This window comes from Luteibacter sp. 9133 (genome assembly GCF_000800155.1).
GTDB lineage: Bacteria > Pseudomonadota > Gammaproteobacteria > Xanthomonadales > Rhodanobacteraceae > Luteibacter > Luteibacter mycovicinus.
The window spans coordinates 4,488,620-4,501,157 of the sequence record NZ_JUHO01000001.1 but is presented as its reverse complement, the minus strand read 5'-3'; the positions used below and the strand labels follow the sequence as shown (position 1 = coordinate 4,501,157).

The window sequence follows — 12,538 nt, the reverse complement described above, 5'->3', positions numbered from 1 at the left end:
CGAAGACGATCGCCGGTGCTTCGACGATCATGCGATCTTCCGGCACGGACGAGATCTTGATCACGCCACGACCGACGTTGCCCTTGAGCATGCGTAAGCCACCGTCGTGACGGAACGGCTCCGCGATAGTGCGCAGTACGCCGCGGTTGCCGCTTTCCTTCGAAACCGGTTTCCAGACCAATGCGTCGCCTTCGAGAACGGGCGTGGTGCGATAGGCCTCGAGGCCGTGCCCATGATGGTGTCCACGTCGCCGTGCAGCAGGCCGGCATCGAGCAGCTGATCCATCAGGAAACCCATGCCGCCGGCTTCGTGGAAGTGGGTTCACGTCGGCGTAGCCGTTCGGATAGACGCGTGCGAGCAACGGCACGACCGCGGACAGCGCATCGAAGTCGTCCCAGCGCAGTTCCACGCCGGCCGCGCGTGCGATGGCGACGAGATGCAGCAGGTGGTTGGTCGAGCCGCCCGTCGCATGCAGTCCGATCACGCCGTTCACGATGGAGCGCTCGTCGACGATACGGCCGATCGGCAGGTATTCATCGCCCAGCGCGTCGATCGCCAGCACGCGCTCCACCGTGGCACGCGTGAGGGCGTCACGCAGCGGCGTATCCGGCGCCTCGAAGCTCGCGCCCGGCAGGTGCAGGCCCATGATCTCCATCAGCATCTGGTTGGAGTTCGCGGTGCCGTAGAACGTGCAGGTACCCGACCCATGATAGGAACGCGCTTCCGCGTCGAGCAGTTCCGCGCGTGTCGCCTTACCGGCGGCGAAGGCCTGACGGACCTTCGATTTCTCTTCGTTCGGAATACCGGACGGCATCGGACCCGACGGCACGAACGCGCTGGCGAGATGGCCGAAGCTCAGCGCGCCGATCAGCATGCCCGGCACGATCTTGTCGCAGATGCCGAGATACAGCGCGCCTTCGTACATGTCGTGCGACAGCGATACGGCGGTCGCCATGGCGATGAGGTCGCGCGAGAACAGCGACAGCTCCATGCCCGGACGACCCTGGGTGACGCCGTCGCACATGGCCGGCACGCCACCGGCGACCTGCGCGGTGGCGCCGAAGTCTCGTGCGATCCGACGGATCAGTTCCGGATAGCGCTCGTACGGCTGATGCGCCGAGAGCATGTCGTTGTACGAGGTGACGATGGCGATATTGGACGCGTGGCCGTTGCGCAGCGCGTCCTTGTCGTTCTCACCGCACGCGGCGAAACCGTGCGCGAGATTGCCGCACGACAGGTGATGGCGTTTGGCGCCCGTCCGCGGGCGGCGTCGATCCTGGCGAGGTACGCGGCGCGCGAGGTGCGACTGCGCTCGACGATACGCTGCGTCACCTCGCAACGATGGGATGAAGGGTCATGGCGTGTTCCTGAGGCTTTGACCGGGCGGTCGTGCCGCGCGCCTGACGCGCGGCGGTTGAACGATGGATCAGGCGGCCAGTAGACGTCCACGGGCACGCGGTCCTGTTTGAGCACGGCGCGATCGGGAAATCTTCGCCGGCCTGGGCCCTGGCGAGCACGTCTTTCTTGTCCGCACCTTCGATGTGCAGGTAGAGCGTGCGCGTATCGAGCACGCGCGCAGGCTGAGCGTGATGCGCGGCTCACCCCGCACCGCCGCACGCATCGACAGCACGCTCCGCGTACCGTTGAGGTCGAGCGCTTCGGCGAGGTGATCGCCGCCGGGGAAGAACGACGCGGTGTGGCCGTCCGGACCCATGCCGAGCACGACGACATCGAACGGCTTGCCGAGCGCGTCGACCTTCTCGCCCACGCCCTCGAGCGCGGCATCGACATCGTCGGCATGCGCCTTGTCGAACAGCGGCAGGAAGGCGGCGACATGCGCTTCGTGCGCGATCAGGGTGTTCCTGACATGGCGCGCATTGGAACGCTCGTTGTCTTCGTCGACCCAGCGCTCGTCGACCAGCGTGATGGTGACCTTCGACCAGTCGATCTCCTGCTCGGCGAGCACGGCGAACATGACCTTGGGCGTGCCGCCGCCGGAAACGGCGATGCTGGCCTTGCCGCGCGCCTTGATCGCGGCGTCGAGCTTGCCGGCGATGTCGCGCGCCAGCGCATCGGCGAGAGTGAGCTTATCGGCGAAATCGTGCTGATGGATCTTGGCGTTCATGCTGCGTCCTCGGCCCAGGTACGGCCATCGCGTTCAATGAGCGCCACGGCGGCGCTCGGACCCCAGGTACCCGCGGTGTACGGCTTCGGCGTATCGCCGCTGCCCTCCCAGGCTTCGAGGATGGGACCGGCCCAGTTCCATGCGGCCTCGACTTCGTCGCGGCGCATGAACAGGGTCGGGTTACCACGCACGACGTCGAGGATCAGCCGCTCGTAGGCATCGGGCTGCTGCACGCCGAACGCCGCCGCGAAACTCATGTCGAGCGGCACGTGGCGCAGGCGCAGGCCACCCGGACCCGGATGCTTGATGGTCAGCCACAGCTTGACGCCCTCGTCCGGCTGCAGGCGCAGCGTCAGGCGGTTGGGCAGCAGCGGACCGTTGGTGGGATCGAAGATGGAATGCGGCAACGCGCGGAACGTCACCACGATCTCCGAGACCCGGTTAGGGAGGCGCTTGCCGGTGCGCAGGTAGAACGGCACGCCCGCCCAGCGCCAGTTACCGATCTCCGCCTTGAGGGCGACGAAGGTTTCGGTCCTGGACTGGTCGCTGCCGAGTTCGTCGAGATAGCCCGGGACGCCCTGACCTTCGGCCGCACCAGCGCGGTACTGCCCGCGCACGGTGAGGTTGCCGGCGTTGCTGGCGTTGATCGGGCGCAGCGAACGCAGCACTTTGAGTTTTTCGTCACGCACGGCATCGGGCGCCAGCGACGAAGGCGGCTCCATGGCGAGCATGCAGACCAGCTGCAGGATGTGTTCTGGACCATGTCGCGCAGCGCGCCGGCACGATCGTAGTAGCCCGCGCGATGACCGACGCCGACCGTCTCGGCGACGGTGATCTGCACGTGGTCGATATGCTGGGCGTTTCCACAGCGGCTCGAACAGGGCGTTGCCGAAGCGGAGCGCCAGCAGGTTCTGCACTGTTTCCTTACCGAGGTAATGATCGATCCGGTAGGTCTGCGACTCGTTGAAGACCCGGGCCACCGCGTCGTTGATGGCGTTGGCGCTTTCCAGATCGCGACCGATCGGCTTCTCCAGCACCACGCGCGAGCGCTCGCCGTTGAGACCGAGCGACCCGAGGCGCTGGCAGATGTCGGTGAAGATGTCCGGCGCGGTCGACAGGTAGAACACGCGGATGTGCTGGGCCTGCTGCTGCATCAGCGCGGCGAATTCATCCCAGCCTTCTTCCTTGCGCGCGTCGAGCGAGCGGTAGGAAACCATCTGGATGAACGCGTCCAGCTGGGCCGGAGCCACGTGGGACACGCCTTTCTCGACCGAGGAGCGGACCAGGTCGCGGTAGCCCGCATCGTCGAGGGCCTCGCGGGCCACGCCGATGAGGCGGCTGCTGGGCTGGATCTGGCCGTCCACGAAGCGATGGAACAGCGCGGGAAGAAGCTTGCGGACGGCGAGGTCGCCGGTGCCGCCGAAAATGACCAGATCGAAAGGTTCGATCGGGAGGAGATGAGCGCTCACGACAGTGGCCTGCTGGGATCGATGGGTATGCCGACGGATCGTACCAGTGACATACCAGGTCATACCAGCCCCGTACCACTCAAGGCGGCGTTTTCCGTCGCGATATGAGGCGATGACGCCGCAAAACGTTTACGGGCCGACTTTGCATCGTGCAAACGCCCGTTTGAATCGCTCACTGGTATTCGCGGGCTTGGACGGTCTTGCCGCAGTGGTCGTTGATTGGTATCTTCTCGACCATGGAAAGCGCTCTCGTCGCCGAATACCAACGCCTGCAGTACGACCCGGCCGCGCGGCAGCCGCTGGCGTACATGCGCCTGCGTCGCGCCATCCGCAACGTGATCGAAAACGGCGAGGTGCAGGTCGGCCATGCACTGCCCAGTGAGCGGGACCTGGCCAGGGCCCTCACGCTGTCCCGGGTTACCGTGCGCAAGGCCATCGGCGGCCTGGTCGAGGATGGTCTGCTCACCCAGCGTCATGGCGCGGGCACCTTCGTGTCCGAGCGCATCGTCAAGCCGCTGTCGCGTATGACCAGCTTCACCGAGGATCTTCGCGCGCGCGGGCTCAATCCGCGCTCGGAGTTCTTCGAGCGGGCCATCGGCGAGGTCACCCCGGAAGAAGCCATGGCGATGAATCTCTCGCCCGGCACCCAGGTGGTCCGCCTGCACCGCCTGCGCTACGCGGGCGACGAGCCGCTGGCGATCGAGCGCAGCGCGGTGCCACTCAACCTGCTGCCCGACCCCAGCCTGGTCGAGGACTCCCTGTACGAAGCGCTCGACACGCTGGGCAACCGCCCGCGACGTGCGTTGCAACGCCTGCGCGCGGTGGTGCTGGGCCCTGCCCAGACCCGGCTGCTCCGGCTCGGCGCCGGCAGTGCCGGGCTGAATATCGAGCGGCGCAGCTTCCTCGACGACGGCCGCATCGTCGAGTTCACGTGTTCCTGGTATCGCGGGGACATCTACGACTTCGTCGCCGAACTGCAGAGCGACTGACGGACCCTTCTTCATGACGATCCAGCCGCAAGACACCCTGATGTACCGCGAAGCGCACGAGACCGCCGAGGTCGTCGAGCGGCAGCTTGCCCTTAACGAAGCCGTGATCGGCGCCCTTGCCGAGCGCCTGCGCGCGAACCCGCCGCGCATGGTGATCACCTGCGCCCGTGGCAGTTCGGATCACGCGGCGATGTACGCGAAGTACGTGTTCGAGACGCAGCTGGGCGTCGTCACCGCCTCGGCCTCGCCGTCGGTCACCTCGATTTACCACGCCGCGCAGCGCCTCGATGGCGCGCTTTACGTCGCCGTATCCCAGTCGGGCAAGAGCCCGGATCTGGTCCGCAATGCCGAGGCCGCGAAGAAGGCCGGTGCGTACGTCGTGGCGCTGGTCAACGTGACCGACTCGCCGCTGGCGGACGTCGCGGACGTGGTCGTCCCGCTGCACGCGGGCCCGGAAACCAGCGTCGCCGCGACCAAGAGCTATCTCGGCGCGCTGTTCGCGATTCTGCATATCGCCGCCCGGTGGAGTGGCAAGGCCGAGATCGCCGACGCCTGGCCGCGTTGCCCGCGCAGCTGCGCCAGGGCTGGGATGCCGACTGGTCGTCGCTGACGGAAGGCCTCGTCGATGCGCACAACCTGTTCGTGGTCGGTCGTGGCTTCGGCTTCGCCGGTGCGCTGGAAGCGGCGCTCAAGTTCAAGGAAACCTGCGGCCTGCATGCCGAAGCCTTCAGCGCGGCCGAAGTGAAACACGGCCCGATGGCGCTGGTCGGCCCGGACTTCCCGGTGCTGTTCTTCGCGCAGAACGACGACACGCTCCCGGGCGTGCTCGATGTCGCCGCCGAGTTCCGCAAGCGTGGCGCCAATGTCTGGATCGCCGCGCCGGGTGCGACGGGTGAGGGTGTGCTGCCGCTGGTCGCCACCGCACCGATCGCCGCGCCGCTGATCACGGTGCAGAGCTTCTACCGCGCCACGGCGGCGCTCGCGCTGAAGCGCGGCTTCAATCCCGACGTGCCGCCGCACCTGAATAAAGTCACCGAGACCGTCTGACCGCCACCCTCAAGGAATCGCCATGACCCTCGCCCTCGTCAACGGCCGTGTGCTCACCGACAATGGATTCCAGAGCGGCTTTGCCGTGCTGGTCGACGATGGAAAGATCACCGGACTGGCGCTGCCATCCGACCCGCGCGTGCGCGCGGCGGAGCGCCATGACCTCGGTGGTCGCACCTTGCTGCCCGGCTTCATCGACTGCCAGGTCAACGGCGGGGGCGGCGTGTTGTTCAACGATGCACCGACGGTCGACGCGATCCGCACGATCGGCGAGGCACACGCGAGATTCGGCACCACGGGTTTCCTGCCCACGCTGATCAGTGACGACGCGGAGGTCATGGCGAAGGCCATCGATGCCGTGAACGACGCCGTCGCCCAGGGCGTGCCGGGCGTGCTCGGCATCCATCTGGAAGGTCCCTTCATCGCCCCTGAACGCAAGGGCGTGCACGACCCGGCCAAGTTTCGCATCGCCGATGCCGACGATGTCGCGATGGTCGCGCGGCGCCACGGCGGCGTGACCCTGCTGACGCTGGCCCCCGAGCGCGCTTCCGCGGAAGTACTCCAGCAGCTGGTCGCCAACGGCGTCATCGTAGCCGCGGGCCACACGGCTGCCGACTACGAGACCACGCGCCATGCACTGGCGACGGGCGTGCGCGGCTTCACACATCTGTTCAACGCGATGACACCCTTCACCAGCCGCGAGCCTGGCGTCGTCGGTGCCGCGCTCGAAGACCAGGCCAGCTGGTGCGGTCTGATCGTCGACGGCCACCACGTGCACCCGACCTCGCTGCGTGTCGCCATCGCGGCGAAGGCGCCACGGAAGATGATGCTGGTCACCGACGCGATGCCGCCTGTGGGCTCGGACAATCCGAACTTCGTGCTCAAGGGCGAAACCATCACCGTGCGCGACGGCGTCTGCCAGACGGCGGACGGCACGCTGGCCGGCTCCGCGCTGGACATGGCCACGGCGGTGCGCAACACGGTCGACATGGTCGGCGTAGCCTACGATGAGGCCGCGCGCATGGCGTCGACGTATCCGGCCGCGTTCCTCGGCCTCGGCGCCACCCACGGTCATATCGCCGCCGGTTACCGCGCCGACTTCGTCGTGATGGACGAGACCCATACGGTGATCGAAACCTGGATCGGCGGCGAGCGCGTTTACGCCGCGGGCTGATCGGGCGGTCGTGACAGCGCCCCACCCTCCGGTTAAAGTCGCGGGGTTCGGGTGTCCCCGGGGCGTCGCGCCACGGGGATGAAACGGGAAGCCGGTGCGCCGCCTCTGCGGCAAGGCCGGCACTGCCCCCGCAACGGTAAGCGCCCGGGGTCGTCACGGCCCCTCGGACACGGCTTCAGCCACTGCGACAGCGGGAAGGCGCCGGTCCGACACCCCCTCGGGGACGGCGTGAGTCCGGAGACCGGCCCGACGACGCGCCCCGTGAGCCATCCCGGGGCGTCGTCCCGTTTCGGGCGATTCGCGGAGGGCGAATCCGGACAGTCATCCGGGTTCCGCCGGTGTGCCGTTCGCCGTATGTCCTCCTCGCGCGCCCTTTGAGCTACGCATTGCCGCGCTATGCGGCGGAGGAAGACCGTTCCATGAAGAAGACCCTGCTAGCGGCAGCCCTGCTGTCGTCGATCGCCGCTGCCCACGCGGCCGACGCACCGGACGCCCTCGATCCCGTGATCGTCACCGCGACCCGCACGGCCACGCCGCTGGACGAGGTACTCGCTCCGGTGACCGTGATCACCCACGAAGACATCGAGCGTCTGCAGCCGCGTAACGTCCAGGACCTGCTCGCCGGGCTGCCCGGTGTGGTCATGGCCAACACCGGCGGTATCGGCCAGCAGACCTCGCTGTTCATGCGTGGCAGCAACTCCTCGCACACGCTGGTCCTCGTGGACGGTGTCCGCGTGGGTACCGTGGGCGCGGGTCTGCCGGCTTACGAGCAGCTGCCGGTCGAGCAGATCGACCATATCGAGGTCGTCCGCGGTCCGCGCTCGAGCCTTTACGGCTCCGACGCGATCGGCGGCGTCATCCAGATCTTCACCCGCCACGGCCAGGCCGGCGAAGCGCCGACCCCGAGCCTCTCGGTCACCGGCGGCAGCCACGGCTACACCGCCGGTCAGGTCGGCGTGTCGGGCGGCACGACCCACGGCTGGTACAACGCCAGCCTCGGAGGCCAGTACACCTCGGGCATCAACGCCTGCCGCATCGGCGCGGGCACGGCGTTCAAGGGCTGCTTCACCGACGAGCCGGACCATGACGCCTATCGCACGTACAACGGCGCGCTGTCGGGCGGTTACCGCTGGGACGACGGCACCGAGCTCACCGGCAGCTGGCTGCGCAGCAAGGGCGATATCGAATACGACGGCGACTATCAGAACCTGACCCGACGCTCGCAGCAGGTCGCCGGCGCGAAGCTGGCCTTCGACGTGCTGTCCGCGTGGCGCATGTCGGTCAGCCTGGGCCAGAACCAGGACCGCGCCGACAACTACCTCAACGGCGCCAACAAGGGCTATTACGACGCGGACTTCAACTACGTCACCGGTGCCGACAAGCTGCGCGTGGGATATCTGTACTCTAAGCGCAATCAGGGTTCCTGGCAGAACGACTTCACGCTGGCCCCGGGCCAGACGCTGAGCGCCGGCGTCGACTACCAGCAGGAAAAGCTGAGCAGCGACACGGATTATCTCAAGGACACCCGCAACAACACGGGCGTGTTCGCGCTCTACCAGGGCGTGTTCGGCCCGCATGAGATCCAGCTGTCGGCCCGCCACGACCACAACACCCAGTTCGGCAACCACACGACCGGCTCGGCCGCCTATGGCTTCCGTTTCGACAACGGCATGAAGGTCACGGCCTCTTATGGCACCGCCTTCCACGCGCCGACCTTCAACGACGAGTACTACCCGTACGGCGTGCCCACGGTGAACCTCAAGCCGGAGAAGTCGCGCACCGCCGAGATCGGCCTGTCGGGTCGTCCGGGCATCTGGAACTGGGCCGTCAACGCCTACCAGAGCCAGGTCGACGACCTGATCGGCTACGACGCGAACTTCCTGCCGGTCAACGTCAGCAAGGCCCGCCTGCGCGGCCTCGAAGGCCAGGTGGGCGCGGACGTCGATGGCTGGCACGTGCGCGGCTACCTGACGCTGCAGCAGCCGCTGGACCGGGACAGCGGGTTCGAGAAGGACAACCTGCTGGCCCGCCGTCCGCGTCGCACCGGTCGCGTGGATCTGGACAAGGACCTGGGCGCGTTGACGCTGGGCGGCTCGGTCTACGCCTCGGGTTACAGCTACGACGACGCGGCCAACACGACGCGTCTGGGCGGCTACACGACCGCGGATCTGCGTGCCACCTGGCACATGGACGATGCCTGGAGCGTGCAGGGCCGGGTCGCGAACGTGGCGGACAAGCGGTACGAGACGGCGGCGTATTACAACCAGCTGGGACGGACGTATTACCTGACGCTGCGGTTCTCGCCCGTACGCTGAGGGAGCACCGTGTAGGAGCGCGCCTGCGCGCGATGTTTCACGGCATCGCGCGCAGGCGCGCTCCTACCCCTGGCACCGGGCTCGGGCAAACGCCGCACCCCTGTCTTCCGGCAGGGCCCCCACTAAAGGCACACGCCACGGACCGGCGCGGACGTCATAAAGTCCCCGGGCGCGGGTATGCTTCCCGCGATCACAGGAAGTGTCGTGAACGTTTTTGCACCTTTCATTCGCCGGCCGATCGGAACCTCGCTGCTTGCGGCGGGGCTCGTGCTGTGCGGCTCCATCGCCTACATGCTGCTCGGCGTGGCGGCCCTGCCGTCCATCGAAGTGCCCGCCGTCTTCATCCAGACGCAGATGCCCGGTGCGAACGCGCAGACGATGGCCTCGACCATCATCGCCCCCCTGGAGCGCCACCTCGGCCAGATCCCGGGTGTGGACCAGATGTATTCCAACAGCTCGGAAGGCAGCGGCTTCGTCCGCCTCCGTTTCAGCATGGACCGCTCCACCGATGCCGCCGCGCGTGACGTGCAGGCCGCGATCAACGCGTCCGCCGCCGACCTGCCGGCCGGCATGCCCAGCCCCCCACAGTACTTTAAGTTCGACACCGGCCAGATTCCCGTTCTGCTGGTGTCGTTCACCTCGAAGTCGCTGCCGCCGGACAAGCTCTACGACGTCGTCGACACCCTGATCCGGCCCGCCGTGGCGCAGATCGATGGCGTGTCGCGCGTACAGGTCTTCGGCGGGACCCCGCACGCCGTGCGCGTTGAGCTGGATACCCGCGCGTTGTCGTCCAAGGGACTCACCGCCAACGATGTGTCCAATGCGCTGCACGCCGCCAACGTGACCTCGCCGCAGGGCCTGCTGTCCGACGGCAAGGCACAGATGACGGTCGTCGCGAACGACAGCATTCGCGACGCGAAGGATTTCGGCGACATCCTCATCGCGATGCGCAACAACGTGCCGGTGCGCCTCTCGGACATCGCCCGCGTCTACAACGGCCAGCAGGACCAGTACCAGGCCGCATGGTTCCAGGGCGAGCGCTCGGTCACCATGCAGATGAGCAAGCGTCCGGAGGCGAATTCCATCGCCACCGCCGACGCGATCCGTGCCGCGCTGCCGCGCTTCCGTTCGCTGCTGCCGGCGGACGCGAAGGTCACCCCCATCTTCGACCTGACCCAGACCACGCAGTCCGCGCTGCACGAGGTCAAGGTCGCGCTGCTGATCAGCATCGTCATGGTCTTCCTGGTCATGATGGTGTTCCTGCGCCGTCTCGGTCCGACGCTGATCGCAACGCTGAGCGTGCCGTTGTCCCTGGCCGGCGCCTTCGTCGTGATGTGGACACTCGGCTATACGCTAAACACGATGTCGCTGATGGCGCTGGTGCTGTGCATCGGTTTCGTCGTCGATGACGCCATCGTGGTCATCGAGAACATCGTCCGGCACATGGAGAACGGCAGCAAACCGATGCCGGCGTCGCTCGAGGGCGTGCGCGAGATCGGCTTCACCGTGATGTCGATCACGCTGTCGCTGGTGGCGGTGTTCGCGCCGCTGCTGTTCGGCAACAACATGATCACCAAGTTGCTGCGCGAGTTCTCGGTGACCCTGGCGGCGGCCGTGCTGATTTCGGCCATCGTGTCGCTGACGCTCACGCCGGCCCTCTGTGCCCGCTATCTCAAGCACGACGAGCCCGACCGCCAGCCAGGCCGCGTCGAGCGCGCGCTGGAACGCTTCGATCGCGGGTTTCTGCGCCTGTATGAGCGCGGACTGGACTGGGCGATGCGCCATCGGCGCGTCATGCGCTGGCAGCCACTCATCCTGCTTTTCGCCACCTTCGCGCTGGGCTTCGCCGTGGTGAAGACCGCCGGTGGCAATTTCATGCCCGCCGAGGACACGGGCATGCTGCAGGCCGATGTCACCGCGGACGCCAACATTTCGCCGGACGAGATGTCGCGACGGCTCAAACGCGTCGGCGAAATGATGCAGAACGACCCGGCCGTCGCCGATGTCACCACACTGCTCGGCAGCGGTAACGATGGCGCGGCCGTCGGCAACAGCGGCACCATGTTCATCGATCTGAAGAAGAAGGGGAGCGGCCCGGACCTGCGCCATGAATCCATGAAGGAATTCATGGATCGCAAGGGCAAGGAGTACGACAAGCTCTCCGATGTCCAGGTCTTCATGAATCCCGTGCAGTTCCTCGGCGGGAGCGGGGGCAACAGCAACCGCGGGCAGTACTCGTTCCAGCTGATCAGTACCGGCGGCGAACCGTTGCAGCCCTGGACGCTGAAGCTGGTGCGTCAGATGCGCAGCATGAAGGAGTTCCGCGACGTCGGCAGCGACTTCGACATCGTCGGCAAGCAACAGATGCTGAAGGTGGACCGCGATGCGGCGGGCCGCCTGAACGTCGGCATGGGCGATGTCGATTCGGCGCTGTACAACTCGTTCGGCCAGCGCCAGGTGTCGATCATCTATTCGGACATCAACCAGTACTGGGTGGTGCTGACCTCGGCGGCCGCGCAGGAGCTCAGTCCCGGCGCGCTGCTTAACACGTACGTGAAGAATTCACTCGGCACGATGATTCCGCTCTCGGCGGTGGCGCACATCGAGCCCGTGGCGACGCCGAGTGCGGTCACCCACCAGAACCAGCTCGAATCGGCCGACATCACCTACAACCTCGCGCCGAAGATCACGCCCGATAAGGGCAACAGTCTGGCCGAGGAGGCCGTACGCCGGATCAATTTGCCGGAAGGCGTGCGCATGGACGTCACCGGCACCAATCAGCGCATGCGGGACGCGCAGTCCAACGGCATGGTGCTGCTGGTCGGCGCGATCCTCGCCGTCTACATCGTGCTCGGAATTCTCTACGAGAGTCTCGGCCATCCGTTGACGATCATCTCGACGTTGCCGGCGGCGGGTGCCGGTGCGTTCCTGGCGATGCTGGTCACGCAGACACAGCTGACCCTGATGGCGATCATCTCGGTCTTGCTGTTGATCGGTATCGTCAAGAAGAACGCCATCCTGATGGTCGACTTCGCACTCGTGGCCCAGCGTGAACACGGCATGTCGCCGGTCGACGCGATTCGTCAGGCGGCCCTGGTCCGCTTCCGTCCGATCACCATGACCACCCTCGTCGCGATGGGTGCCGCGCTGCCGCTGGCGATCGGGTTCGGTGTCGGCTCGGAAATGCGGCGGCCGCTCGGTATCGCGATCGTCGGCGGCTTGCTGGTCTCGCAGCTGCTTACGCTCCTGAGTACGCCCGCGATCTACCTGTGGAATCACGACCGCAAGGAGCGCAAGGTGAAGCGCCTACACCGGCGCATGCTGAAGCGTCGGTACAAGCGCTGGATCAAGATCCGCAAGGCGCGCAAGACCCGATAGCCTTCCATGAATACCGGCTTTTTGCAGGAGCCAGCCCTGCT

Annotated in this window: 6 protein-coding genes, 2 pseudogenes and 1 riboswitch; of the genes and pseudogenes, 5 read left to right on the top strand and 3 right to left on the bottom strand. The window is 66.7% G+C overall.

Annotated elements, in window-relative coordinates:
* The 3 genes and pseudogenes from FA87_RS19555 to zwf all read right to left on the bottom strand — a co-directional run.
* On the bottom strand, positions 1-1,339 hold a 1,339-nt coding region (locus FA87_RS19555), incomplete at its 3' end, for a dihydroxy-acid dehydratase (RefSeq protein ID WP_197062453.1).
* A gap of 87 nt (positions 1,340-1,426) precedes the next feature.
* Positions 1,427-2,125 (bottom strand): 6-phosphogluconolactonase, encoded by a 699-nt coding sequence (gene pgl, locus FA87_RS19550; RefSeq protein WP_239709136.1) that lies wholly within the window; start codon positions 2,123-2,125, stop codon positions 1,427-1,429.
* A pseudogene (zwf, locus tag FA87_RS19545) lies at positions 2,122-3,657 on the bottom strand (glucose-6-phosphate dehydrogenase). Before zwf ends, pgl begins: the two are co-directional and overlap by 4 nt.
* 173 nt (positions 3,658-3,830) lie before the next feature.
* Between zwf and FA87_RS19540 the strand changes: the two are divergent.
* The 5 genes and pseudogenes from FA87_RS19540 to FA87_RS19520 all read left to right on the top strand — a co-directional run bounded on the left by FA87_RS19540 (position 3,831) and on the right by FA87_RS19520 (position 12,497).
* Positions 3,831-4,583, top strand: a complete 753-nt coding sequence (locus FA87_RS19540) for a GntR family transcriptional regulator (RefSeq protein WP_036118723.1) — start codon at positions 3,831-3,833, stop codon at positions 4,581-4,583.
* 13 nt (positions 4,584-4,596) lie between these two features.
* Positions 4,597-5,630, top strand: a pseudogene (locus FA87_RS19535) (SIS domain-containing protein).
* Between the two features lie 22 nt (positions 5,631-5,652).
* Positions 5,653-6,804 carry an N-acetylglucosamine-6-phosphate deacetylase gene (gene nagA / locus FA87_RS19530; RefSeq protein WP_043696979.1) on the top strand — a complete coding sequence of 384 codons (1,152 nt, stop codon included), beginning with the start codon at positions 5,653-5,655 and terminating at the stop codon, positions 6,802-6,804.
* A 32-nt stretch (positions 6,805-6,836) separates the two neighbouring features.
* A riboswitch (cobalamin riboswitch) is annotated at positions 6,837-7,069 on the top strand.
* A 154-nt stretch (positions 7,070-7,223) separates the two neighbouring features.
* Positions 7,224-9,119, top strand: coding sequence for a TonB-dependent receptor (locus FA87_RS19525; protein ID WP_043696976.1), 1,896 nt, complete (start codon positions 7,224-7,226; stop codon positions 9,117-9,119).
* Positions 9,120-9,323: 204 nt separating this feature from the next.
* Complete coding sequence (locus FA87_RS19520) at positions 9,324-12,497, top strand: efflux RND transporter permease subunit (RefSeq protein WP_043696973.1); 3,174 nt, start codon at positions 9,324-9,326, stop codon at positions 12,495-12,497.
* The last annotated feature ends 41 nt before the right edge of the window (positions 12,498-12,538 follow it).